The organism is Cupriavidus sp. FW305-3-2-15-C-LB2 (assembly GCF_058787575.1).
The window spans coordinates 36250-61314 of record NZ_JBYSZW010000037.1 but is presented as its reverse complement, the minus strand read 5'-3'; the positions used below and the strand labels follow the sequence as shown (position 1 = coordinate 61314).

22 protein-coding genes and 1 pseudogene are annotated in these 25065 nt (G+C 65.7%); 7 read left to right on the top strand and 16 right to left on the bottom strand.

Annotated elements, in window-relative coordinates; translation table 11 throughout:
• Positions 1-28: 28 nt before the first annotated feature.
• Together AC3WRR_RS24035 and AC3WRR_RS24030 are read right to left on the bottom strand one after the other, a co-directional pair.
• A complete protein-coding gene (locus tag AC3WRR_RS24035; RefSeq protein ID WP_439668573.1) occupies positions 29-1591 on the bottom strand; it encodes a formate dehydrogenase beta subunit in 1563 nt (520 codons plus the stop codon).
• On the bottom strand, positions 1588-2118 hold the full coding sequence (locus AC3WRR_RS24030) for a formate dehydrogenase subunit gamma (RefSeq protein WP_011614621.1): 531 nt from the start codon (positions 2116-2118) through the stop codon (positions 1588-1590). The genes AC3WRR_RS24035 and AC3WRR_RS24030 overlap by 4 nt, the downstream gene beginning before the upstream one ends.
• Before the next feature lie 150 nt (positions 2119-2268).
• Here AC3WRR_RS24030 and AC3WRR_RS24025 point away from each other — a divergent pair, with 150 nt between their 5' ends.
• Positions 2269-3363, top strand: coding sequence for a substrate-binding domain-containing protein (locus tag AC3WRR_RS24025; protein WP_010811241.1), 1095 nt, complete (start codon positions 2269-2271; stop codon positions 3361-3363).
• On the opposite strand, the gene fdxA is transcribed toward AC3WRR_RS24025, so the two are convergent.
• Positions 3360-3689, bottom strand: coding sequence for a ferredoxin FdxA (fdxA, locus tag AC3WRR_RS24020; RefSeq protein ID WP_010811240.1), 330 nt, complete (start codon positions 3687-3689; stop codon positions 3360-3362). The genes AC3WRR_RS24025 and fdxA overlap by 4 nt on opposite strands.
• Positions 3690-3823: 134 nt before the next feature.
• Positions 3824-4291 (bottom strand): hemerythrin domain-containing protein, encoded by a 468-nt coding sequence (locus AC3WRR_RS24015; RefSeq protein ID WP_010811239.1) that lies wholly within the window; start codon positions 4289-4291, stop codon positions 3824-3826.
• A gap of 288 nt (positions 4292-4579) precedes the next feature.
• On the opposite strand from AC3WRR_RS24015, the gene AC3WRR_RS24010 reads away from it, so the two are divergent.
• The 4 genes from AC3WRR_RS24010 to AC3WRR_RS23995 all read left to right on the top strand — a co-directional run bounded on the left by AC3WRR_RS24010 (position 4580) and on the right by AC3WRR_RS23995 (position 8002).
• Positions 4580-5275, top strand: coding sequence for a recombinase family protein (locus tag AC3WRR_RS24010; RefSeq protein ID WP_010811238.1), 696 nt, complete (start codon positions 4580-4582; stop codon positions 5273-5275).
• Between the two features lie 31 nt (positions 5276-5306).
• On the top strand, positions 5307-5918 hold the full coding sequence (locus AC3WRR_RS24005) for a UdgX family uracil-DNA binding protein (RefSeq protein ID WP_492298301.1): 612 nt from the start codon (positions 5307-5309) through the stop codon (positions 5916-5918).
• A 214-nt stretch (positions 5919-6132) separates the two neighbouring features.
• Entirely contained in the window at positions 6133-6687 is a 555-nt protein-coding gene (locus AC3WRR_RS24000) for a cupin domain-containing protein (protein WP_011614618.1), read from the top strand.
• A 394-nt stretch (positions 6688-7081) separates the two neighbouring features.
• The gene (locus tag AC3WRR_RS23995; protein ID WP_010811235.1) at positions 7082-8002 is read left to right on the top strand and encodes a dioxygenase family protein; all 921 of its coding nucleotides are present in this window, start codon (positions 7082-7084) and stop codon (positions 8000-8002) included.
• Positions 8003-8265: 263 nt separating this feature from the next.
• Here the strand turns inward: AC3WRR_RS23995 and AC3WRR_RS23990 are convergent, their stop codons facing one another.
• Positions 8266-9207: a zinc-binding dehydrogenase gene (locus tag AC3WRR_RS23990; protein ID WP_010811234.1), complete on the bottom strand. Its 942-nt coding sequence runs from the start codon at positions 9205-9207 to the stop codon at positions 8266-8268.
• 225 nt (positions 9208-9432) lie between these two features.
• Here AC3WRR_RS23990 and AC3WRR_RS23985 point away from each other — a divergent pair, with 225 nt between their 5' ends.
• Both AC3WRR_RS23985 and AC3WRR_RS23980 read left to right on the top strand, forming a co-directional pair.
• Positions 9433-10446 (top strand): LacI family DNA-binding transcriptional regulator, encoded by a 1014-nt coding sequence (locus AC3WRR_RS23985; RefSeq protein WP_010811233.1) that lies wholly within the window; start codon positions 9433-9435, stop codon positions 10444-10446.
• Positions 10447-10528: 82 nt separating this feature from the next.
• On the top strand, positions 10529-11470 hold the full coding sequence (locus tag AC3WRR_RS23980; RefSeq protein ID WP_037025144.1) for a LysR family transcriptional regulator: 942 nt from the start codon (positions 10529-10531) through the stop codon (positions 11468-11470).
• Positions 11471-11525: 55 nt separating this feature from the next.
• Here AC3WRR_RS23980 and AC3WRR_RS23975 read toward each other — a convergent pair whose 3' ends face one another.
• The 11 genes and pseudogenes from AC3WRR_RS23975 to ycaC form a co-directional block, all read right to left on the bottom strand.
• A complete protein-coding gene (locus tag AC3WRR_RS23975) occupies positions 11526-12014 on the bottom strand; it encodes a T6SS immunity protein Tli4 family protein (RefSeq protein ID WP_439668570.1) in 489 nt (162 codons plus the stop codon).
• 213 nt (positions 12015-12227) lie between these two features.
• A complete protein-coding gene (locus AC3WRR_RS23970; protein ID WP_058698346.1) occupies positions 12228-13442 on the bottom strand; it encodes a T6SS immunity protein Tli4 family protein in 1215 nt (404 codons plus the stop codon).
• Positions 13439-15265: an esterase/lipase family protein gene (locus tag AC3WRR_RS23965; RefSeq protein ID WP_492298299.1), complete on the bottom strand. Its 1827-nt coding sequence runs from the start codon at positions 15263-15265 to the stop codon at positions 13439-13441. Before AC3WRR_RS23965 ends, AC3WRR_RS23970 begins: the two co-directional genes overlap by 4 nt.
• A complete protein-coding gene (locus AC3WRR_RS23960; protein ID WP_492298297.1) occupies positions 15255-17864 on the bottom strand; it encodes a type VI secretion system Vgr family protein in 2610 nt (869 codons plus the stop codon). Before AC3WRR_RS23960 ends, AC3WRR_RS23965 begins: the two co-directional genes overlap by 11 nt.
• Before the next feature lie 244 nt (positions 17865-18108).
• Entirely contained in the window at positions 18109-19200 is a 1092-nt protein-coding gene (locus AC3WRR_RS23955; RefSeq protein WP_010811227.1) for a porin, read from the bottom strand.
• 55 nt (positions 19201-19255) lie between these two features.
• Entirely contained in the window at positions 19256-19648 is a 393-nt protein-coding gene (locus tag AC3WRR_RS23950) for a 5-carboxymethyl-2-hydroxymuconate Delta-isomerase (protein WP_011614610.1), read from the bottom strand.
• A 36-nt stretch (positions 19649-19684) separates the two neighbouring features.
• Positions 19685-21394 carry an amidohydrolase gene (locus AC3WRR_RS23945; protein ID WP_492298296.1) on the bottom strand — a complete coding sequence of 570 codons (1710 nt, stop codon included), beginning with the start codon at positions 21392-21394 and terminating at the stop codon, positions 19685-19687.
• 59 nt (positions 21395-21453) lie between these two features.
• Entirely contained in the window at positions 21454-22434 is a 981-nt protein-coding gene (locus AC3WRR_RS23940; protein ID WP_010811224.1) for a tripartite tricarboxylate transporter substrate binding protein, read from the bottom strand.
• A 46-nt stretch (positions 22435-22480) separates the two neighbouring features.
• On the bottom strand, positions 22481-23575 hold the full coding sequence (locus tag AC3WRR_RS23935; RefSeq protein WP_011614608.1) for a porin: 1095 nt from the start codon (positions 23573-23575) through the stop codon (positions 22481-22483).
• Between the two features lie 482 nt (positions 23576-24057).
• Positions 24058-24402: pseudogene (locus AC3WRR_RS23930) on the bottom strand (alginate export family protein); the annotation flags it as partial.
• A 14-nt stretch (positions 24403-24416) separates the two neighbouring features.
• The gene (gene ycaC / locus AC3WRR_RS23925) at positions 24417-25043 is read right to left on the bottom strand and encodes an isochorismate family cysteine hydrolase YcaC (protein ID WP_010811221.1); all 627 of its coding nucleotides are present in this window, start codon (positions 25041-25043) and stop codon (positions 24417-24419) included.
• Between the last annotated feature and the right edge of the window lie 22 nt (positions 25044-25065).

Below are 25065 nucleotides of genomic sequence, written 5' to 3'. Positions count from 1 at the left end.
TGTCTCCCGTGTCTCTGCTGGACCTGGCTCAGGCGGCCTTGGCTGGGTTGGAGGCGAGGCCGAAGTCCTCGGGGAATTCATTCAGCGCGGACAGCACCGGGTACGGGGTCATGCCGCCCATCGCGCACAGCGAGCCGTTGAGCATGGTGTCGCACAGGTCACGCACCAGGGCCACGTGCTTGACCGGCTGCTCGCCGGCGATGATGCGGTCCATCACTTCGACGCCGCGGGTCGAGCCGATCCGGCACGGGGTGCACTTGCCGCACGATTCGATCGCGCAGAACTCCATCGCGTAGCGGGCCTGCTTTGCCATGTCGACGGTTTCATCGAACACCACGATGCCGCCGTGGCCGACCACGCCGCCGAACGCGGCATAGGCTTCATAGTCCAGCGGCACGTCGAAGCGCGACTCGGGCAGGTAGGCGCCCAGCGGCCCGCCCACCTGCACCGCGCGGATGGCGCGGCCGCTGCGCGTGCCGCCGCCGTAGTCGACCAGCAGCTCGCGCAGCGTGACGCCGAACGCCTTTTCCACCAGTCCGCCCTGCTTGATGTTGCCGGCAAGCTGGAACGGCAGCGTGCCGCGCGAACGGCCCATGCCGTAGTCGCGGTAGTACTGCGCGCCGCGCGCCAGGATCACCGGCACGGTGGCCAGCGAGATCACGTTGTTGATCACCGTGGGCTTGCCGAACAGCCCCTGCAGCGCCGGCAGCGGCGGCTTGGCGCGCACCACGCCGCGCCGTCCTTCCAGGCTTTCCAGCAGCGCGGTTTCCTCGCCGCAGACATAGGCGCCGGCGCCCTTGCGCACTTCGAGGTGGAAGCGCTTGCCGCTGCCGCGGATGTCGTCGCCGAGCCAGCCGGCGGCGTTGGCGATGCCGATCGCGCTTTCCAGCACGGCAATCGCGTGCGGGTATTCGGAACGGCAGTAGATGTAGCCCTGCTCCGCACCCACCGCAAGCGCGGCAATGGTCATGCCTTCGATCAGCATGAACGGGTCGTCTTCCATCACCATGCGATCGGAGAACGTGCCCGAGTCGCCCTCGTCGGCATTGCAGACGATGTACTTGACCGCGGACTGCGCGCCTAGCACGGTCTTCCACTTGATGCCGGTCGGGAACGCCGCGCCGCCGCGGCCGCGCAGGCCGGAGTCGGTGACCTCCTGCACGATCTCGGCGGGCTGCATCGCCAGCGCGCGCTCCAGGCCGGCAAAGCCCTCATGCGCGCGGTAGTCGTCCAGCGACAGCGGATCGGTGATGCCGACGCGGGCGAAGGTCAGGCGCTCCTGCTGCTTCAGGAACGGGATCTCTTCGGCGACGCCCTGCGACAGCGCGTGCTCGCCGCCTTGCAGCAAGCCGGCGTCGAACAGCCCCGGCACGTCTGCGGCGCTGACCGGGCCATAGGCCACGCGGCCGGCTCCGGTCTGCACCTCGACCAGCGGCTCCAGCCAGAACATGCCGCGCGAGCCATTGCGCACAATGCGCACGTGCTCGTTGCGCGCCGCGGCTTCACGCGCGATGGCGCGGGCGACGTCGTCGGCGCCCAGTGCCAGCGCGGTGGAATCGCGCGGCACGAAGATGGTGGTGATCGTGATCATGCCTGTGCCTCCGCGGCTTCCGTGGTCTTTTCCGCGGACGATTCGCGCAGCGAGCGCACCAGCGCGTCGAAGCGCCTGGCATCGACATAGCCGTGCAGCTGCTCGCCGACCATCACGGCGGGGCCGCAGGCGCACTGGCCCAGGCAATAAACCGGCTCCAGCGTCACCTGCCCGTCCGCGGTGGTTTCATGGAAGCCACAGCCAAGTGCGCGCTGCGCATGCTCGGCCAGCGCTTCGGCGCCGACCGACTGGCAGGCTTCGGCGCGGCAGACCTGCACCACGTGGCGCCCGGCCGGCTGCTGGCGGAAATGGTGGTAGAAGGTGATCACGCCGTGCACCTCGGCGCGCGACAGGTTCAGCGCGCGGGCAATGACGGGCACGGCGGCGTCGGGGATATAGCCCTGTGTGTCCTGGATCTCATGCAGGATCGGCAGCAAGGCGCCCGGTATGTCCTGGCGCGCGGCCACGATGGCGGCGATGCGCGTGGCATCGGCGGATGCCGGTGCATGGGGGGAAATTTCTGGCATAGCGTCTCCTGTGAGGCGTTGCGCAGATCGGCAGCGCGGCCTCTTATATGCTATTTTTTTCCTATTTACGGGCTGTGACGTCGCCGTTTTTTCCCGTTTGAAGGACTATATGAGAGTGACAGCGGCCCTTCAATAAGCTATTTTCTACATATGATTCGCATCTCGATCCACCCGCACCTGCAGATCCGGGACGACGCCAGCCCCGGTGGCGAGGCCCTGGACGTGTCCCGCCTGGTGGCCCTGCTCGGCCATATCGAGGAATCCGGCAGCATCAGCCACTCGGCGCAGGCGGTATCGCTGTCCTACCGCTACGCCTGGGGCATCCTGCGCGATGCCGAGGCGCTGTTCGGCGGCCCGCTGATCGACAAGACCCGCGGGCGCGGCAGCGCGCTGACGCCGCTGGCGCAGCAGTTGGTGTGGGCCAGCAAGCGGATCGGCGCGCGGCTGTCGCCGACGCTGGACAGCCTGGCGTCCGAGCTGGAGATCGAGTTGAAGAAGCTGATGGACCAGCCCGAAGCCACGGCGCGGCTGCATGCCAGCCACGGCTTCGCGGTGGCGGCGCTGCGCGACTTCCTCGACGAGCAGCAGGTGCGGCACGACCTGAAGTACTGCGGCAGCGTCGAGGCCGTGGCGGCACTGGCCGAAGGCGCCTGCGATATCGCCGGCTTCCATGTGCCGGTGGGCGAGTTCGAGCACGGCATGTGGCGGCATTTCACCACCTGGCTCAAGCCGGACACCCACTGCCTGGTGCACCTGGCGGTGCGCAGCCAGGGACTGTTCGTGCGGCCGGACAACCCGCTTGGCATCCACACGCTGGAAGACCTGACCCGGCGCGAGGTGCGCTTCGTCAACCGCCAGGTGGGCTCGGGCACGCGCCTGCTGCTGGACCTGATGCTGGCCGCGCGCGGCATCGACACGGCCCGCATCGAGGGCTACAGCAACGGTGAATTCACCCACGCCGCGGTGGCCGCGTATATCGGCAGCGGCATGGCCGACGTGGGCTTTGGCGTGGAAACCGCGGCGCGGCGCTTCGGGCTGGCGTTCGTGCCGGTGATCAAGGAGCGCTACTTCTTTGCGATCGAGCGCGCCAAGCTGCGCAGCGCGGCACTGGCCGGCGCGGTGGACGCGCTTACCAGCGAAGCCTTCCGCCAGCGCGTCAATGCACTGCCCGGCTACGACGGCACGCTGACCGGCACCGTGCTGACGCTGGAAGAAGCGTTCCCGGATTACGCTGAGGCGCGCTAGCGCTCCAGCAACGAGAGGCGGTCAGGATGACCGGCCCATTGCTCATGGCCGGGGATCGGCCCTTTGGCCTTGAGCAACGGCAGCCAGTCAGCGCGCCGCGACAGTTCGGCATTGAGGGCAATGAAATGGCGCTGGTCCTCGGGCAGGTCATGCTCCGAGTAGATCGCGCCGACCGGGCACAGCGGCACGCACATCGAGCAATCGATGCACTGGTCGGGGTCGATGGCGAGGAAGTTGGGCCCTTCGTGGAAGCACGACATCGGGCAGACTTCGACGCAATCGGTATGGCGGCACTGGATGCAGGCATCCGTCACGACAAAGGTCATGGGGCAGTTGCGGTACGGCGGGTGATGACCGCGTGATGGTAACGCCCCGCCCGCGGGCGCGGGACGCGCCGCATTGTGCGACTCCTTCAAATCCGCTGAAGAGCCGCGCCCGGCCTGGCCCGGGCGCAGGCGCGTCAAGCGGTCTCGCGCATCAGTTCTTCCTTGCGCGCCGCCATGGCCTGTGCCACGTCGCGCAGGTTGACCTTTTCCTTGATCGCGTTCTTGAACAGCTCGCCCTCCTCTTCCTCGATATGGTGGGCAACGTATTCTGACAGCACCGTGTAGTTGGCCTCGAGCTTGTCGCCGGCCGGATCCTCCTCGATCGCAGCGATCAGGTCCTTCGCCACCTGGTGCTCGACCTCGGCCTCGTCCAGCAGGTCGTCGATCTCGTCGCTGACGCCGCGCAGCGCCGGATAGAAGATCTCCTCCTCGATGGTGGCGTGCACCGTGAGCTGGTGGCACACGTCCAGCGCGATCGCCTGCTTCTCGTCGCGATCTTCAGTGTCCTTGAACGCCTTGAACTGCTTCTTGACAGCGCGATGGTCGTCCATCAATGCGCCGAGGGCCTGGGCCTGGTCTGCGGGAATCTTCGACTTGTCCACGGCTTTCTCCTGGTGGGATTTGCCGGCGCTCCGGCTTTGCGCTGGGGAGAACGCAGATTCCGTGCCCGCCCCAGCGCAGGCAGCGCACCTGCCAGTCGTTGCAATTCCTGCGCGAAGCCTTGTAATTGTGCCCGCAGCGCCGCGTCGGTCGGACCAGGCTTGCCGCGGCTTCATTTGCCTGCATACCGTGCCTTGGGAGCCCCCTCACCTTTGCCCTGTGCGGGGCAAGCGCGGCATGAAATTTGCGGCGTGGCGCAGTAAGCCGAAACAGGAGTATCCCTGTCCGAAATGCAACCGATACCGGACGGCGCGTCCGCGCCGTTCATCACCACCATGCCGACCTCATTCCTCTACTCCAATTGTGCCGATGGCCAGCCGGCCATGATGGACGAATTACAAGCCGCGCGCGAGGCCGGCTATGGCGTAGATGCGCGCCATGCCTTCTGGGAAGAAGAGCCCGCGTCAGTGCCCGCGCTGCAGCGCCCGCGCCTGCGCGCGCTGCAGCACCAGGTGCAGCCGGCCGACTCGGTCGTGTCACTGCGGCTGTGCAGCCTGGGCTGGAGCGTGCCCGAGGTGCTGGCCACCATCCGGCGCTTCCGCCTGCTGGGGGTGGCGTTGTATTGCGTGCAGCTGTCCCGTGACGACCTGGCCAACACCACGCCGCCGGAGGCGGTCGAGGTGCTGCGTGCGGTCGCCGCGCTGGAAGGCGCCGCCCGCAGCGTGCGCGTGCGCGAGAGCCTGGCCGCGGCCAAGGCCATGGGACGTCAGGTGGGCCGCCCGCCCAAGCACACGCCTGAACAGCGCCATGCGATCCTGAACGCGCTGGCCGCGGGCAATTCAGTGAGCGAGACCGCGCGGCGCTTCAGCACTTCACGCCAGACCGTGCTGCGCATCCGCGCCGCCGAGCCAGGCGCCCAGCCCCATGCGGCATCCGCGGCCATGGCCGACGCTGAAGAATCGGCGACCGAAGCTGCCACCGGATGAGACCGACAGCAGCACAGCGCGCCGTGCCCCCATGCCCGAGCACAGGAAGCTGCCCGTCAGCCGCGATGAACTGAACCAATGCCGGCGTTGCCCGTTGTGGCGCAATGCCACCCAGGGCGTGCCCGGCGCCGGCGCCGCCCATGCGCGCATCATGCTGGTTGGCGAGCAACCGGGGGCGCAGGAAGACCTGCAGGGCTCCCCCTTCGTCGGCCCGGCCGGGCACCTCCTGGACGAAGCACTGGCCAGCGCGGGGCTGGACCGCGACAAGCTCTTCATGACCAATGCGGTCAAGCACTTCAAGTTCGAATGGCGCGGCAAGCGCCGGCTGCACAAGTCGCCGGCGCAGCAGGAGATCGAGGCCTGCAGCCTGTGGCTGGAGCGCGAACTGGAGAAGGTCGGGCCCAGGGTCGTGGTCGCGCTTGGCGCCACCGCGGCTCGTGCGGTGCTGGGCCGCAAGAGCGTGTCCCTGGCTGGAATGATGGAGACGCCAGTCGAGCACGAGGGACGGCTTGTCATCGCCACCTACCACCCGTCGTTCGCCTTGCGCCAGCGCACCGACGAGGCGCGAGCCGCCACCTTCGACCGCATCGTGCGCAGCCTGCGCGCCGCCGCGGGGCGGGCGCGCGGCGGCGCGGAAGGCTGAAGCAGCAGGCCACTCCCTGAAGGGAGAAGATTCCATCGGCCGGCAGGATACCGTCACGACAAAGTACCGAAGTCTTGCAAGTTCTCGATACCGAAATGTTATCGAGTCGCGAGAAAAATGGTAATGGATTAATCGCTGGGCGCTTCTTAAAGTTGCACGGACAGAAGGCGATCGCCCTCTCGTTCTCCCAACTTCATTGCACCAAGGAATCAGCATGGATCCCACTCCTCAGGAAATGGAAGCCACCCGCATCGCGCGCTGGGGCAAGGTCAAACCTTACGGTGAGACCTTCATCGAAAGCCGCCTGCCCGGCATGAAGAAGAACATCTACAAGATCATGAACCGCGGCGTGCTCGAGAACAAAGGCGTCGAGCCGGCGATTCCGGGTAACCACCGCTTCGGCGTGACCTTTATCGAAATCCCGGTCGGGCAAGGCGCCAGCCTGCACGCGCACAAGACCGAGGAAGTGTTCTGCCCGTTGAATGGCCAGATGGAAGTCATCTGGGGCGAGAAGGGCCAGTACTCGCTGATGCTGAACCAGTGGGATGTGATCTCCTGCCCGATCGGCGTGATGAGAGGGTTCCGCAACCCTAACGACCACGCCCTGGTCGTGTACTCGGTGGTCGGCGGCACCGACGAGGAGTGCGGCCGCATTGCCTGGCACCCGGACGTAGTGAAGGCCGCCGAGGCCACCGGTCTCGTCTACGGCAAGGACGGCTACATCACGGAAACGGAAGCGGACAAGGCGGAACACCGCGCCGCAGACTGAAGACGGCCGCCGGGTCGCTCAGGGTGCTTGCGCCCGGTAGCCTTCGGCGCTGGCCCGGGCTGCCGCAGATTCCGACCTTGGCCGAGTCCGGCTTTGCGGGCTATCGTTCCGAGACCATACAGGCGCTGTTTGCTCCGGCAGGCGCACCCGAGCCGCCACCTGTACGTCCGTCGCATCCTGGCGAGCAGCGAAGTGCGGCAACAGTCGCGCGATCTCGGCTTCGAGGCCGTGGCTGTGCCAGCCCACAGAACTCGCTGCCCGGGTCGCGGAAAATGTCCCGCGCCGCGCCGAAGTCGCGAACAAGGCACGTATCCAGAGCGACTGAGACCGGGCGCCAATGTCCGTCTCCTCGCCAGGCAACATCCACTCTTTCAATCATCAGGAGCCGACCATCATGACATCTGCCTCCGCAGAAAGCGCGCTCGCGCCCTCCGCATCGAACGCGCAATCGATTCCAGCCACCCCCGAGGCACTGCTGAAGGCCGTGCTCAAAGCGAATTCCGGGACACACGACCCGCGCACCAGGACCATTCTTGATGCGCTTATCCGGCATGCGCACGCCTTCGCGTCAGAGGTCCAACTGACCTATGAGGAACTCCACCATGGCCTGGACTTCATGGTCCGCATCGGCCAGGCCACCGGACCGAAAAAACACGAGGGCATCTTGCTGGCGGATATTCTCGGGCTTGCCACGCTGGTGCTTCTGATGGATGCCAAGGCCGTGCTTGCAGCCGGCGGCACCGAGCCCGCGCTGATCGGCCCGTTCTGGCGTGCGAACCAGCCGGTTCGCGCCAACGGCGCGCACATCGCAACCCCGGATACCACGGGCGATCCGCTGTTCGTGCAGGGACGCGTCGTGTCGATCGACGGCACGCCGATCGCCGGCGCGCGCGTCGAGACATGGCAGGCGGCGCCAAGCGGCCTGTACGAGAACCAGGACGAACACCAGGAGGACATGAACCTGCGTGGCGCGTTCGAGACCGATGCCGACGGGCGCTTCTGGTTCGAGAGCGTGCGGCCCTCAGGCTATGGCGTCCCGATCGACGGCCCCTGCGGCGACCTCCTGGCCCTGCAGAACCGCGACCACATGCGCCCGGCCCATCTTCACTTCATCGCCATCGCACCAGGGCACAAGGTACTGACCACGCAGATCTTCGATGCCCTGGATCCCTTTGCCTTCAGCGACGCGGCGTTTGGCGCCGTCGGCTCGCTGCTGCGCGATTTTGAGCCGGTCGATGGCGGCGGCTTCCGTCTCGATGTCGAACTGAAACTCGAACCGGGGGAGACGCGCCTGCCCAAGCCGCCCTTGCCCTGAACCTCTTTCGACTCACGGAGATGTTGAACCTGCCCGCCCGGCGCCCTGCAACTTGGCGCCGAAGCCGCGGACCCTGACGTGCTCGCTCCGTAGTTCATTCAGGTCACGCGACCGCCAGCATTGGATGTCCACGCAATCGTGGCAGTGCTGGCGGTCGCCAGTCCGGCGCCATGCGCGGACGCGGCGATCCGGCCGGGCTTGTTTTTCCGGCGTCATGACCAAACGGCATCGCTCGATGCCGCTTGGCAAGAACCCCTGCCGACTCAGGGCACCAGCACGAAACGCTGGCGCGCGCCCCTGGCCTGCGCGGCCCACACTTGCCCGACATCCTCCAGCGGCGCGGTGACGATATCGATTTCCATGCGCCCTGCCGCGGTATGCCGGCATAGCTCGGCATAGGCCTGCGCCTGGACCGCGACGGGCGCGTGGTAGTAGGCAAAGCCCATGATGTCGAAACACGCCTTGCGCGCCGCGGCGCCGGCAAAGGCAATGGTGGGCGCCACCGTGGTGCCGATATGGACCAGCCGCCCGCCGTGGCCAAGCGCCAGCAGCGCGGCCTCTGCCGGCGCGCCGCACAGGTAATCCAGCACGATGTCGACGTTGCCGTCGGCCGCGTTGCGATAGGCATCCAGCAAGTCGCCGGGCTGGTCGAGCGGCACCACCGCATCCGCGCCAAGCCGGCGTGCGCGCTGCAGCGCCTGCACATTGCGCCCTGCCGCGATCACGCGGCCGGCACCCAGCAGCTTTGCCGCGGCCACCGCCAGCAATCCCGAGATACCGGTCGCGCCGAGCACGAGCACGGTCTCGCCCGGCTGCATGCGCGCCCGCCACGACAGCGGCAGCCATGCCGCCAGGCCGGCGTTGCCGAGCGCGGCGGCGCGCTCGTCATCGATGCCGTCCGGCACCGGGAAGGTCAGCGCCGGATCCACCAGCGCGCGCTGCGCCATCGAGCCGAACGGCGCGACCGGTGCGTTGACGTTGAAGTAGACCCGTTGTCCATCCGCAAGCCGCCCCACGCCCTCGCGCCCGACGACAAAGCTGCCCGCCGCCGGCTTGATGTAATGCCGGCCCTCGGCAATGGCCATATCCAGCCGTGACAGCGCCGCGGCGCCTACGTCAACTACCACCTGCCCGCCCGCCGGGGTGGGATCGTCAAACTCCTGGTACACCGGCGCCCTGCCGGCGAGCGAAACCGCTCCTTTCATGTGCTTCTCCTTGTCCTTGATGTCCTTCTGGTCCGGGTCGATCTGCGACTTGGCATCGCCTGGTCAGCAGATTACAATGCAATCGATTGCACAACAAACGCGAAGCTGGCCGGCATCGAGGCCGATTCTAGGAATGGCCGCAGCCCGGCGTCCAATCCACTTTTTGGCGGCATCCCGATAACCAGAAGGTATGGCAAGCAGCCTGCCGCACATGGCACGACAGCGATGAGCAAACCCACCATCAAGCAGATCGCCGAGGCATTGGACGTCCATCCTTCCACCGTGTCGCGCGTGCTCAACCCCGAGACCCGCCACCGCATCGGCGACGAACTGGTGGCGCGCGTGCTCAAGGCGGCACAGGACCTGCACTACTCGCCCAACCGCATCGCGGCGGCACTGCGCACGCGGCGCTCAGGCACCATCGGCGTGGTGGTGCCTGACATCGGCAGCCCGGTGTTCCCGCCGATCGTACTGGGCATCGAGAACGCCCTGTCCCGGCATCGCTATATTCCGATCGTGGCCAATGCCGGCGGCGACAAGGCGCGCCAGACCTTTATCGTCGACCAGCTGCTGGCGCGCCAGGTGGACGGCCTGATCCTGGCCACCGCCGAGCGCAACGACCCCGTGGTGGCGCACTGCCTGGCGCAGGGCGTGCCCATTGTGATGGTCAACCGCAGCGACGATGCGGGGCGCGTGTCGAGCGTGGTCGGCGACAGCCGCCAGGCGATGGCGCTGGCAGTCGGCCACCTGCATGCGCTGGGCCACCGCCGCATCGGGCATGTTGCCGGGCCATCCAGCCTGTCGACCGGGCATGAACGCGAGGCGGGCTTCCTGCAGGCAGTGGCTGACCTGGGCCTGTCCGCGTCCCAATGCCCGGTGGAGCGTGCGCCGGCTTATACGGAAGACGCCGGCCAGGCCGCGTGCGCGCAGCTGCTGTCGCGGCGGCAGCGCATCACCGCGGTCGTGGCCGCCAATGATTTCCTTGCGCTCGGCTGCTATGCGGCCGTGCGCGCGGCGGGCGGCAGCTGTCCGTCGGACCTGTCCGTGGTCGGTCACAACGACATGCTGCTGATGCACGCGGTGTCGCCGGCACTGACCACCATCCGCGTGCCGTTCTACGAGATGGGCACGCGCGCGGCGGCGCTGATGCTGGGCGCGCTCGACGGCAGCATCGCCACCACGGCGCGGACCCTGCTGACTCCCGAGCTGGTGGTGCGGGCATCAACCCGGCCCCTGTAAGGCGGCCGCCATATGGCTCCGCTTCTTTGTGCCTTATCGTGCAATCGATTGCACGATAAGGCACCTACCCTGAGGCATGACGATGGATCTCCGACAGCTTCGCTATTTCAAGGTGCTGGCCACGCTGCAGCACTTCGGCCGCGCCTCGGCTGCGCTGCACATCGCGCAGCCCGCGCTGAGCCGGCAGATCCGGCTGCTCGAGGAAGAGCTGGGCGTGCGACTGCTGGAACGCCATGTGCGCGGCGCCACGCCCACGCCGGAAGGCCTGGTGTTGCTGGACCGCGCGTCCTTCCTGCTGCGCTATGCCGACCAGGTCAAGGTCGACATCGCCGACCTGGCGGCCTCGCCGCGCGGGCTGGTGGCGCTGGGACTGACCCCGGCGCTGGCGCCGCTGCTGTTCATCCCGCTGGCCGAGGCGCTGCGCCAGCGCTATCCGGAAATCCGGCTGCGACTGGTCGAGAACTTTGCGCCCGCGCTACAGGATGCGTTGCTGCAAGGCACGCTCGACGTCGGGCTGCTGAGCGGGCCGGTGTCGAGCCCCGGGGTCTCGGTAGTGCCGCTGGTTGCCGAAAGCCTGTGCGCGATCGGCCCCTGGGGCGCTGCGTCGCTGGGGGATGGGCCTGTGGACATTGAACAGCTGCAGGGCCTGCCTCTGATCCTGACCGGGGTGTCCAAGTCAGGCGTGCGCCTGGCGCTGGAAGCGCTGGCGGCGCGCCAGCGGGTGGAGCTGCAAGTCACGATGGAGGTCGAATCAATCGAGGTGGCCAGGCGCCTGGTGGTGCGCGGGTTCGGCTGGACCGTGCACTTTGCCGCGGCGATACGCGACGAGCTGCAGGCGCAGCGTCTGCAGGCCTTGCCGATTCGTGGGCTGGAGTTGCATCGGATGATCGGCTATGCGGCCGCGCGGCCGCCGTCGCGGGCGACGCTGGCTGTGATGGAAACGCTCAGGGATGTTGCCAGGGAATTGGCGGTTGATGGGAACTGGCCTAATAGTCGGTTGTTGGGGGAGGTCTTGGATAGTTAGCGGACGCGCTTGGCGGGCGCGGCTGTTGGGCAGTCCACCTCGTCATACAGCCGCGCTACGGCGCTTGTATTTTGGGGGAACCCGTGGCCACCACGCCATTGTGGTCGGTCATATCGCCCGTTTGGGTGGGCGGCGCGTTGACTCGAAAACGCACGCCTTCCAGTAGCTTGTCCCAAAGGACAATGGCTTCCTCGTCGCTCAGCGATGCCTTGTCCGCAGCGACGACCTCTGTTCGCATATTCGCGTGGATCCAAGCTGGGTGCAGCGTAGAACGTTCCCTACTAACAGCCACCCAATCAAAGCTGTGCGTGCCATCCGGATAGCGAACCAGCGATTCCTCTCCTTGCCACACGCCGACCGTGCGCTGTCCTTCTCGTAGGGTGGTCAGTTTCGGATAGCGGTCTCCGAGGTCCTTCTTTTGCCGGGCGATCAAGTCCAAGAGACCTTCCCCGTTGGGGGCGTCCACCCTCTTGTTGGAGCGAACCCGAAAGCTGACATTTGGGAGACTCGGCAGATCAATGCCCGCGCCGAGCGCCCAAAGCAAACCTGCTTGGTCTTGGCAAAGAGGGTCTGCAAGCGCGGTGACATCGCTACGGATTCCAACTTTCCGTTCTCCGGCGCGGCATACGATTGGCCGCCCACCATCAGCAGGGCAGTCATGCTGATGATGGCCAAGGCGCGGTGGATCATTGCTCCTCCCATGTTGTAGTGCTTGTGCGATCTGTCATGTCACCGACCGTGATGATGCGGCGGGGGCTCATGTGCTGGCCTCGCCCATCCACGTCCAGACAACCAGCGCTTCGTCGGATGGTGAAAGCCCGAAGCGGATCATCGGCATCCCTTTTTGCCGCAGGATGCCGGACTTGCTGGCCACCCAATCCGCCTGAGGGTGTCCGGGCGGAAGCGAGGCGCGCCAGATGCCGGACAGCGGGGTGGTTTCGCCCGACCGAACCGTGACCGGATCGCCGGTCTGCGTCGGCGGTGCGTTCACGCGGAAACGCACACCATCCAGCAGCCTGTCCCAGAGGGCTACAGCTTCTTCGTCCGTCAGCGATGCCTGATCCGCAGCGCCGATGCGATTGGCCGCCACCTTGGTGTACATCTTGGCGCCGATCACTGCCGGATGCAGCGTCGTTCGCTCCCTGCCAACAGCTTCCCACTCGAAGTCATGTGTGCCATCCGCACGGCGGACCAGCGATTCTTCCCCTTGCCAGACGCCGACCGTGCGCTTGCCCTCGCGCAGGGTCGTCAATTTCGGGTAGCGGCTACCCAGGTACTTCCTTTGCTCGGCAATCGAAGTCAGCAGACCAGGTTCGCCGTCCACGCTGGCCAGCTTGTTGGAGTCCACGGAAAAGCTCACATCGGGCAGGCTGGGCAGCCGAATGCCTGCGCCAAAGATTTCCTGATAGCTGCCGGACGCGTCCGCGACGAAGCCGTGGTCGATGCAGACGCCGGGGGCCGTGGGGATTTCTGCGTTGTCGCGTGCCCGTATGCCACGCACTAAGGGGGCGAGCTTATCGCCACCAGTAAACCACTCGAACAGATTCGAACCAGATGCTACGAAGGTATGCTTCATTTCCACCCCGTAGTCGATCGAGAGCTGGTCTTCAAAATATCGAATTTCCCAGCTTCGCGAAGTCGCCGCCTGACCAAAATAGCTAATCTTGGCAGTTCGATCTTTACTAAGTATCTCGCGACGAAATGACTCCGCTCGTTCTTTCAAGCGCTCCGCTTGTCCGTCGTGCGTAATAATCTTGCCGGGAAACTCCCGGAATCCCCACAGCATCTCGGCTTCGACCGGGACTTCCATCACATAGCGGCCAAAGCACACCGGTTTGGTCTTGGCGAAAAGGGTCTGCAGGCGCGGCGACAGCGCAACGGGTTCCGACATCTTGTTCTCCGGATACGCAAACGATTGGCAGCCCGCGAGCAGCAGGCCAGCCAAGACCTTGGTGAAGCCGCGGCGGGTCATTGGCCCCACCATGTCGCAGTGTTGGCAATCTTGATGATCGAATACAGCGCGCTCGCCAGCACCTGGTCATTCTGATAGCTGCCCTGATGCTCGTAGCCAGTTTGCCGGAATAGCGTACCGCGCACGGCTTCGGCGGACGCCTTGGCAGGCACCGTCTGGTCACCTGCGTCAATCGGTGGCTCCAGGCGCAGTGTCAGCGGCTGTCTGCTCTTGGTGCGCACCACGATGCGGCCCTCGGCATCCTCGCTCTCGATGGTCCACGTGAGTGGGTCGCCATGTGGCGCGAGATCGGCCGTCTCCGCCCGCCAGGTCACGCTGCCGTAGGACTTCTGCGAACTGTCCTCGCCGTAGCTGGCATAGGTCGTGGGGTGGTACAGGTCCTTGATGTTCTTGTGGAAAAGCTGCGCGGCGGCAATCCGCTTCTTCGCAAGTGCGTACGGCTCCGCCCCTCTAAGATCTTTATCTGCCGGATTAATCCATTCCGGATTCAACAGCCGCCACCATGCCTGAGGATTGCGCGTGTAGATGTCGTAGACCGGATCGCCCACCGCCATCGGCGGCGCCGGCTTGTCCACGCCCAGCTTCTGATGCAAGTCCAGATCGCTCAGATACGCCTTCAGCGGTGCATCCGATGCAATCGGCAGCGCCATGGCCTGCCGGTAGTCGCCGGTCTGCAGACGCAACCATCCTCGCGGATAGGAGGCGGTCGGCAGCAGCTCCAGCGGCCCCGAGGCATTGGCAAATACCGCCGTCACTTCCTTGCCTGTTCTGCCCATGACATTGCGGGCAATGTTCCCAACCAGATTGTCCTGCACGTCGGACCCTGTGCGCACGCGCTTGTAGGCCGCCCCGGCGCCGAGCGCGGGCTGGACGCTATGGTAGACGCCGAGAATCTTGTCCTGCGCGTTGCCGTAGTCCGGATGCAGCAGGGCGCGGGCCACCAGGCCACCCATCGAGTGCGTGACGACGATCACCTTTTTGCACTGCCGCCCGTTGGCCTTGTACATCCCGATGATTTCGTCGATGCGCCTGGCCAGCTTCTTTGCGGACGTGCCATTGCTTTCCAGCCAGTTGTAGCCCATCGCGTAGACCGGATACCAGCAGTTCGCCACGCGCAGGACATCGGCCTCGGTCAGCGCATCGCCGGCGCCGCCCCAATAGGCGGGGTTGACGCCCAGCACTTCCACCTTCTTGCCCTTCTTCCAGGCCGGCGAGAGTTCCCCGGCCACCAGCATGTCGTTCAGGTGAGCCTCCATCAGCTTGATCACCTCGCCGTAGGTCTCGAACATGACTTCGCTCCAGCCGCGCCAGCGGGCCTTCTGCGCGGCGGTGGCCTCGTGCTTGCCACGCTTGGCCTTCCACTGCTCGGCGGCAGGCGGCAACGGCGCGCTCATCAGCAAGCCGATATCGGGCAGCCCATTGGGGACGTTGGCGTGCCGCTTGTCGGAATTGACCGTTTCCTCGCCGGTCATGTCGAACTTTCCGGCGTCCTCGGTGATCTCGTAACGGTCCACTTCGGTTTCATCGGGATCGAAGTTCATTTGCCGGCGACCCGGAGAGTCGTTGCGGCGGGCAAGCGTGTCCCCAGTGTCATCCGGCCGCCAGGCAATGTTGTCGTCGCGCTTGAGATCTTCCTGCCGCTTCCGGCTCATGCGAAGGTGGCTCCCCATGATGCCCGGCAGGAAGATGACCGGAATCACCTTGTCAGGCGGCACCGGCAGACTGGCGCGGCGCGTGTCGGTCGAAGGTGTGAGTGCAACGACGGCTCCGGCGTGTCCGCCGATCTCTTCGCCGGTTTTCAGATGGATGCGATCAGTGGCCACTTGCGGACTCCAGAATCTGAATCATGATGTTTTCAGCGCCCTGGCTTTGCTGGAACTTGGTCAGCCCATCGGGGCCGGTGAGGCCCTCGATCACGTTGCCGTCGGATTGCGTCAGCCGGAATTTCCGGTTCCTGGCGGGCGAGCCGTCGGGCAGATACAAGTACACCTCCTGATCGAAATCGCTCTGTGGTAGCGCCAGGGCGCTGGGGTTCATGCCATCCGGGCCATCGACACTGAAATCGGTCGCGTGAATCTGCCTTACCCCGCCCATGCCCTCGACGATCTGCGAGGGAGTCACGCGCATATAGGTCTGCCCGACCTTGAACAGAATGCCCTGGTCGGCCTCGAAAACGATGTCGCCAAGCGCGCGGAAATGAATGTTGCGTTTGGCGGTGCCCTTGATGTCGCCATCCTGCGCTTCGAGCGCAATGTGGTCCGTGGCGGCCACCAGCCGTATGCCGAGGCTGTGCGCGAACAGCGCAATCCGTCGCGCCGCGCTGGCAAAGATGCCGCCGCTGCTGACGATGGATGCATGCTTGCCAGTCGTGACAGCCAGATGCTCGCCGCTGTGCAATTGGGTGGATTTGGCGGTCGTCGCGGCCAATCCTGCTGCCGACGCAAGGACGAGATGAGGCGCGGTCAACTCGCCATTGACCTCGCCCGAACCGCGGATTTCTTCATCTTGGGCCTTGAGCGCCTTGGCGACGTCCTGCTGTTCCTCATCCTGCGCGTGATGGTGCTGCGCGAGCTGGCCCATGGTGTCGTGGGCATGCTGGGCCTGCTGCAGCCGGTCAACCGTCTCGCCCATGTCCTTATGGTGCGCCCTGGCATCGGGTCGGGGCTCGGTGCTGATCAGCAGGCCATCGCCGCCGCGCACGGCACCGTGCCCATCGGTGCGCAATTCGAAGCCGTTGCCCCGATGATCCTGGCGACCCCGGTTGTCCTCGATGCGGCTCAGGTAGCCCAGGCTCAGTTGCGAGCGCTGGTAGTCCGAGGACAGCTGGGACTGGATTTGCCCCTTGGTATCGTCGAACACCAGATGACCGCTGCTGGAGCCGTCATGCTCACGGCTGCGAATGCCGGTCAGCGCATGCTGATGCGGTAGCTGCCACGGCGGCATGTTGAGGCTGTTCGGCACCGCGCCCATCACGATGGGCTTGTCCGGATCACCGCCGTCCAGGAACATCACCAGCACTTCGCTGCCGATGCGCGGGATGCTGACCTGGCCGTACTGCGAACCCGCCCATGGCGTCGCCACGCGTACCCAGCAGGACATCCTGTTGAAGCGGTCCCACGGAAACTGCACGCGCACGCGCCCGAAGCGGTCGGGCCATACGGTATGGCCTTCGGGGCCAACTACCGTCGCGCTTTGCGGGCCAGTGACCACTGGCCACGGGATGCTCAGTGCCGGACGGAAGACCTCATGGGTGGGGTGACACTCGAATTCCACCCGGCAGTGCCACCGCTGGCCTTCACCAGAGGCTTCGGCCACGTCTTCCAGCCTGAGGCTGGTGTTGAGCACCACGTATTCGCGGTTGGCGGCGTGCTGGGGGTGTCCCTTGACGTGCATGGTGCAGCCGGGCACCACGGCACGCAGGTTGCCGGCGCCAAAGCAGCGCAGGCCGCGCGAACGGATCTCCTCCATGCGGATGCGGGCGATCATGTCGCCTTCGTCCCACGGGCGGTTGTCCGTGGCGGGCTGGGCGTGCTCGCTGGGGAAGTCGTACACCTCCTGATGCAGCGCGCCAGTGTTCAGGCCCGTGTCCCGCGGGTCCGAACTGCTGGCGCTCAGGTTGCCGCGTGGCTGGGTGAAGCTGTAGGCATTGGTCGTGTACTTGCCTGCGACCACGGCATCGACAACCGAGAAGGCATCGAGGTGTTCCTGATCGACCCGGGCGCCAGGCGGATGGATTTCCAGCACCTGATACGCCTCGCTCGGCATGTTGAAGTAACCGCCGACGTGATCGACCAGAACCAGGCGGTGCTTACTCTCCGAGTGTTCGAAGAACCACGATATTCCCCAGTGCTGCATGAGGCGGGCGATGAAGGTGTAGTCGCTCTCGTCGCACTGGGTGCGGTAGACCCGCCTGGGGTATTTCGCCACGTCGAGCCTGCGCTCAACCGGAAAGGAGTACGCAGACAGGACCTCTTCGATGATCTCGATGTCGGTGCGGTTCTCGAAGACGCGGCTGTTCCGGTTCTGCGAGGCGATCCACAGCCAGGGGCGCAGCGTCAGTCCGTAGACGAAGTGCCGCCCTTCGGCGCGCAGGTAGCGGGCACGATCGACAATGCCGCTGATCTCGCGAGTGCCTGCGCCAATGCGTCCCGCCAACCCCGTACCCATGCCGTCGAGTTCGACATGTACGGTCAGCTCGCGCCCGTTCATCTCGCGCAAGTCGAAGTTGCCTTCCGGGCCGTGGAAGTTGTAGGCCTTGTCCGGCGTCTTCAGTTCGATGTCGTATTCGAACAGGCCGCAGACGCCTTCCTTGCCCTCCAGGCGCACGAAGGTGAAGGGGGATTGCCCGAGAATATCCGGCAAGGCGGGGCCGGAGACCGTGACGGTGCGGGCGGGAAAAGGCAGGTTGTCGCGAATACCCATGCGAGCGGCCTCCTGAGAGAGGATTACCGCATGGCACCCGTATTACGCGCGAAGCACCTTCTGCGGAGCGCAGGCGATGTTATCCGCAAAACGTGCGTTACACGTGTCAAAGATTGCAACGTTTATCGAAAAGCCAGCAAATTAGGACGATTCCTAGCCATCATGCAGCGCATTCCGCTGCCGCCTGCAGACCTGTCTGCCTCGGCACGACACCCGACCGCATGGCGCCAATGCAGACAGTCCGCTAAAAGACGTGCTTGACCCCCACCATCGTCCCGAACTGCGACCCACCCGCCCTGGGATTGGACCCCGCCGCCCCGGCACTGACTGACTGGGCAAGCTGCCCACCGTTATCGATGAATCCAGCCGTGGCATAGACCGAAGTCCGCTTGGAAAAGGCATAGGCACCGCGCAGCGCATACAGCATGGCCTTGTTGGCGCTGTCATGGAACTTGAGGTAATAGACCTGCCCGGCCAGCGTGAAGGCCGGCGTGATGTCGTAGGCCATGCCGCCATACCAGAGCTCGCTGCGCGGCGTCGCGCTGCCTTCGTTGTCGCGGCGGATCACGCCCACGCCCAGCTTGGCGCGCGACAGCAGTACATAGCCGCTCAGCGACAGGCGGTCGTCGGTCAGCGACTTGTTGCCAAGCCCGCCGAATGCGCCGGGCCCGCCGCGCAGCGAGTCATAGGCAGCGGTGACGCCCCAGCCCTTGTGCTCATACCGGATCAGCGCCGACCATTCCCGGCAGGCAGACTTGCTGGCAGGGTTCTCGCCCGCGCAATTGGTGCCGGCCGGGCTGGGGCCGGCGTTGATCGCATCGCGCCCGAAGCTGTAGGTGGCACCGACGGTCAGCCCGCCGAAGGTGCCCTTGTAAGCCACCGCATTGTCGGCACGCGTATTCGGCAGGTAGCTGTCGAGCGACGCCGCGCCGTACACGTTGGGGCCGAGGATGTCCGAGTCCAGGTTGGCCCAGAACAGCATGGTGTACTGCCGCCCCAGCGACAGCTGGCCCCACTTGCCACTCAGCCCCACCAGCGCCTGCCGCCCGAACAGCCGTCCGCCCTGGTTGGCACCGCCGGTATCGGGGGCGAAGCCGGACTCCAGCACGAACACGCTCTTGAGCCCGCCGCCCAGGTCCTCGGTGCCGCGCAGGCCCCAGCGCGACGGCACGGTGCCGGTGAGGGTCGGCATGCGCACCAGGCTGTCGCCGCCCGCGCCGACCTTGTTCACGTATTCCACGCCGGTATCGATCACGCCGTACATCGTCACGGACTGCGCCGCGGCCAGCGTCGGGCTAAGCGCAAGCAGCGCGGCCCCCATGGTTCCGATCTTCATTTGCTGTCTCCTCCGTGGGTCTTTCTTGTCGTTGTGGTGGTACGCGGCCGCCGCCCTATGCAGCCGTGGTGTTGTAGCGCTGATGGATGTTGTTGAGGCTCCGGTAGGCACCGGCAAACTCCCGCAGCTCCAGCGACAAGGCCAGGTAGCGGCGCCGGTATGGCTCGGCGAAATGTGCGGTCAAGGTATCGAACAAGGCGCTGACGGTACGGTCGAGCACGTCCTGCGAGCGCCCCCGCGCGACGGCCAGCGTCACGTGCACGAAGGCATCGTCGCTGCTGCCGTCGGCCATGCGGTAGGACTCCAGGCATAGCGCGCGCGCACGGATGCCGCCCACCGGAAACGCGCCGTCCTGCGCGATCAGGACCGCGCTCAGTCCGGCCAGCAAGGCATCGATGCGCACGACCGGCGCGAGGTTGTGGGTGTATTCGACGATCAGGTGCGGCATGGCGTATTCCCTCCTGTGCGCTTGCGGCGCCGATGGCTAGCGCGCCTTGCGCGCGGCAAAGCCGCCGTCGGCATGGACCACCTTGCCGTCGACCATCGTCAGCACCGAGCGGATGCGGTGGATGTCTTCAACGGGGACGGTCAGGTAGGGCTTGTCGAGCACCGCCAGGTCGGCCAGCTTGCCGGCCTCCAGCGTGCCGCGCGAGGCCTCGTCGAATGAAATCCACGCGGCATTGGCGGTGTACAGCCGCAGCGCCTCCAGCCGCGACAGCCGGAAGTCCTCCTTGCGCCTGACTTCCTTGCCGATCGAATAGCCGCCGACGTGGAACTCCAACGCGCGCCAGACGCCGGGGATGCCGATGCGCGTGGCATCCGTGCCGCCCGCCACCTTCAGCCCGTGCCGCAGGGCCAGGCGCACGGGCGGCGCGGCCTCGGCCACATGGTGGTCGTTGGCGTGGCCGATGGCGCCGGCCTCGAAGTACGGCCCCATCTGCACCGTGTAGGAAAGCCCAAGCGCCTTCATGCGCCGGAACGTCTCCGGCTTGCCGGTATTCAGGTGGGCCATGGCCCAGCGCAGCTTGCCCAGGTCATGGCGCTTGCCCACTTCCTCGAAGACATCGAGGATCGCGCTGGCGGCATCGTCGGTATAGGCATGGATCTCGACCGGATAGCCGCGGCTGGCGGCGAACGTTGCCACCTTGAGCAGTTCCTCGCGGTCCTTCGCCGACGGCTGGAAGCCAGGTCCCATCTTCACGCCGTCGTCCATGCCGAACACCAGCATCTCGCCCGGGCCGAGGAAGCGCAGCTTGCCGTCGCCCAGGCGCGGCGGCAGGTAAGCCAGCGTATTGCGGAACCATTCGGCCTCGTTGCCAGCGACCATGGTCGGGATGCGGTAGCCGACCCGCAGCGACAGGCTGTCCTCGCGCCACAACGCGTACAGCGGATCGTAGGCGGGGCCCGGTCCCGCGGTGGGATCGATCAGCGCGGTGACTCCCAGGCTGTTGAGGCGGCTGAAAAAGGACTGCAGGCTGGCCTTGGCGTCGACCTGGCTCTGCGCCAGGATGCGGCCGAACAGCGCCGACAGCGGCCGGATCGCGCCGAAGATCCGGCCGGTGGGGCGCCCTTCGCTGTCGCGCTCCACGCGGATGCCCGGCGGCAGCGCATCCGGCTGGTCGAGCTTGAGCGCTTCGATCGCCCTGGCGTTGACCAGTGCATAGTCGTACAGGTACTGCACATAGGCCGGATTGTCAGGCAGCAGCGCGGTCAGCTCGGCAGGGGTCGGCGCGCGCTTCTCGGTGAACTGGTCGGGGTGCCAGGAACCTGTCACGGCCACCCATTTGCCGGGGCCACGCGACAGCGCGGTCTTGCGCAGCAGCTCCAGCCCCGCGGCCAGGCTGGTAGTCTCGCCTTCATACCAGTAAGTCTCGAAGGCATAGCTCTGGCCGCCGCGAATGGCGTGGATATGGGTGTCGATCAGGCCGGGGATGACCGTGCGCCCGCCCAGGTCGATCACCTCCGTGCGCGGGCCGGCCAGGCGCCGGATGTCCCGGCTGGTCCCCACCGCGGCAATGCGGTCGCCGCGGATGGCCAGGGCCTGCGCCACTGTGTCCGTGGCGTTCATGGTGAGTACCGTGCCATTGACCAGGATCCGGTCGGCATACGCGCCGGCTTGCGCCTGCGCTCCCGAAGCCGCCACCAGGCAGCCGACGGCCATGGCATGCGCCAGGGCCCGTGCAATGCAACGCATATCGATGTTCCCTTCGTGCAGGAGAGGTGGCGCCCGGCCCCCCGGGCGCCGTGGCGGCGTTACTGGCCCGGCTGTGCGCCCGAGCGCTTGACGATGGGCTCGAGCTTGGCGATGTCGGCGGCGATCAGCTTGTCGAAGGCAGCCGGCGTCGAGGGCTTGGCCTCGGCGCCTTGCGCAATCAGCTTCTCCTTGGTCGCCGGCGCGCTGAGCGCTTGCTGCATCGCCGTGTTCAGGCGGGCGACGACATCCTTGGGCGTGCCCGCGGGCGCCAGCACGCCGAACCAGGCATCGAAGACATAGCCCGGCACGCCCGCTTCGGCGATGGTGGGCACGTCCGGCAGCGACGGCACCCGCGCCGCCGTGGCCACGCCCAGGATGCGCAGCTTGCCGTCCTTGACGAACTGCAGCGCAGTGATGGACGGCGCGAAGAACATGTCGACGCGCCCGCTCATCACATCGGTGATCGCCGCCGGCGCGCCCTTGTACGGGATATGCCGGGTCTGCACGCCCGCGGTCACGTTGAACAGCTCGCCGCTCAGGTGCGAAGAGCTGCCGCTGCCCGCCGAGCTGTAGGTGACGGAATCGGGCCTGGCGCGCGCAGCCGCCAGCAGGTCCTTGAGCGTGCGGTAGGGGCTGGAGGCGCTGACCACCAGCAGGTAGGGCATGGTCGCCACCGTGGAGATGCCCTTCAGGTCGCGGGTGGTGTCGTACGGCAGCTTGGGATAGAGCGTGGGATTGACCGCATGCCCGGCGGAGGTCAGCAGCAGCGTGTAGCCGTCCGCGGGCGCCTTGGCCACCACCGCGGTGCCGATGGTCCCACCCGCGCCGGGGCGGTTGTCCACCACGATCTGCATGTTCGAGCTGGTGCCGATCTCGGCGCTGACGATGCGTGCGAGCAGGTCGGTGGCGCTGCCGGCAGCAAACGGCACGATCATGCGGATCGGCTTGTCGGGATACGCTTCGGCTTGCGCCGCGCCGTGCAGCAGCGGCAGGCAGAGCGCCGTCGCAAGCGCCGCGCGCAGGATGTTCTGGAATTTCATTGGGGTACTCCTGGAATCGTGGGGGATGGCCTGACGTGCGCCGTGCTCAGAAGACGTGGCGCATGCCCAGCGCAACGGTCTGCGGATCGGCGCCGGCGGAAATGCCCAGCTCATTGATCGCAAAGTCGTAGGTGGCATTCTTCTTGTTGAAGATGCGGCTGTAGAAGCCAAACACCGAGGTGCGCTTGGACAGCGGGTACTCATAGCCCAGGGTGGCCTGGACCGCGCCGGTATCCGCTCCGCTGCGGAAGAAGCCGACAGTCTCGGTGGCGTTGCCACGGCCGTTGCCGGCCACGCCGACGCCGGCGCGCAGGCTGCCCGTCCATAGCTTCTGCACCACAGACGCGTAGTAGGCATCGCGCTTCAGGTCGCCGGTGGCGGTGCGGTAGTGCAGCCGCTCATAGATGGCCGAGACCTTGGTGGTCGGGAACTGGTACGACAGCCCGATCTTCATACCTTCGTCATCGCGTCCCGCGGTCTGGTAGTTGTTGTGGCGCTCATAGGCCAACACGACATTGAGCGGGCCGTTGTCATAGGCCCCCGCGAACGACCACAGGCTCGGGTTGCGCGGCACCGTAATGCGCTCTTCGTTGATACCCCAGGTCACGCCGCCGCTGAAGCCGTTCCACTTCGGGCTGCGGTAATGGACACTGTTCTTCTGGCGGCGATCGAAGGAGCTGGTGTCCTGGACATTGTCGGAGGTCGGGGTCGAGCCATTGCCGATCAGCGCCATGTAGCCGGCCGTGGTCGGATAGAACGGATCGTAGGACGAGGTGGCTTCCAGGTAGGGCGTGGTCCAGTTGCCCATGAAAAAGCTGCCAGCTGAGCCGGCCAATCCAATGCGGGTGTTGCGGCTGGCCAGTTGTCCGCTGCCCGTATCCAATGAGATATTGCTCTCGATCTGCCAGATCGCCTTGAGGCTGCCATACAGCGATTCCTCGCCGCGCATGCCGAAGACCGAGCGGTTGTTGGTTAGCCGGCCGGTGCCGCCCAGCTTGGTGCCGTCGGAAGCCGTCGACGCATCGGAATACTCCATCGATGTATTCAGCCGGCCATAGAGCGTGACATTGCTCTGTGCGAAGGCGCCGGTGCAGCAGGCCGCAAGCGCCGCAAAGGCGGCACCCGCAAGGGGGTTCTTCATATTGTCTCCAGTGTCTTGCGCCTGTCCGAACCGATACGGGGATGCCTGCCCCGCCCTGTGCACGAAACCGCGGGCAACAACGACCCCTGCCCCATTTACGGCATCAGCATCTGGTGGATTCTTGGTGGCGCTCTTTTAGTGCGGCGGATTTACGCGACCATTCAGCGTGAGGTGATTCTAGAAATGGCGAATCACAGCGTCCATTCGCATTTTCTTTTCGTCACCATACCGATTTGTTATTGGAATACCGGGCCCGCGCCACGCCTTGCCAGTGCCGCAAAAGCCGACGCTGTCGGGCTTGAGCATAGGTACTTGGGGACGTGCCTGGTAGCGGGTGTGGCTGTACCACTGCGTTCCAGGCATAGGACGCTGGACGCCGGAAGCCGTGCGCTATGCCGCGCACTCCCGGGCGCGGCCGCAGGCACCCATGACCGCTCGTCGCGCTCAATAGCTTGTGGATGTGTCGCATGGCACCCGCCGCATCAGAACGTATAGCCGAGCGCCAGGTAGAGAAAGCGCGTGTTGTGTCCGCCAACGGCCTTCAGCGTGCGGCTCTCATCCACATACACGGCGCCGCCATTGACCAGCACATGCCGGCTCGCCTGCCATGCAACATCCACAGAGAGCTGGCTGCTGCTGTACTGGCCGGAGCGGCCCGCGGTGCCGGGAACCGGGATGCCCGCCGAGGTGTAGACCGCGTCGTGCGTGGTTGCCCGCCAGATGAAGTCACAGGCGAAGGTCAGCTTGATGCCGGCCGCGGGAACCAGCGTCAGCGACGGCTGGATATCCAGCACGTTGGAGGCGCCGATCAGGCCGGCTTGATTGAAGTAGGCCTCTTGCGTTACTGGCCTGCCTTTACGGTCGTGTAGCTCGTGATCAGATTTCGATAATCAGGGATGTGATTCGAAAATAGCGTTCCAAGTCCCTCGATATCATTCCTCCAGTCGCGGTGCAGTTCGCAGGCGATACCAAACCACGTCATCAACTGTGCCCCAGCCTCTGCCATCCTGTTCCACGCCGAGTGGCGCGTTACTTCATTGAACGTACCCGATGCATCCGTGGCGACGAACACATCATAGCCTTCGGCCATCGCGGAAAGCGCTGGAAAGGCAACGCAGACCTCAGTGACCACGCCGGCAATTATCAACTGCTTCCTTCCCGTGGCCTTCACTGCTTTGACAAAGTCCTCGTTGTCCCACGCATTGATTTGTCCTGGCCGAGGAATGAAAGGTGCATCGGGAAAAATCTGCTTCAACTCCGGGACCAGAGGGCCATTTGGTCCATCCTCGAAACTGGTGGTCAGAACGGTGGGGAGCTTGAAATACTTGGCAAGGTCTGCAACGGCCAGAACATTGTTCTTGAACTTGTCTGGCTCGATATCGCGAACGAGGGAGAGAAGACCGGCCTGATGATCGACCAAGAGAACGGCTGCATCATTCTTGTCCAACCGCTTGTAGGGCTTGCTCATGGCAATCTCCTTTGTAGCAGGA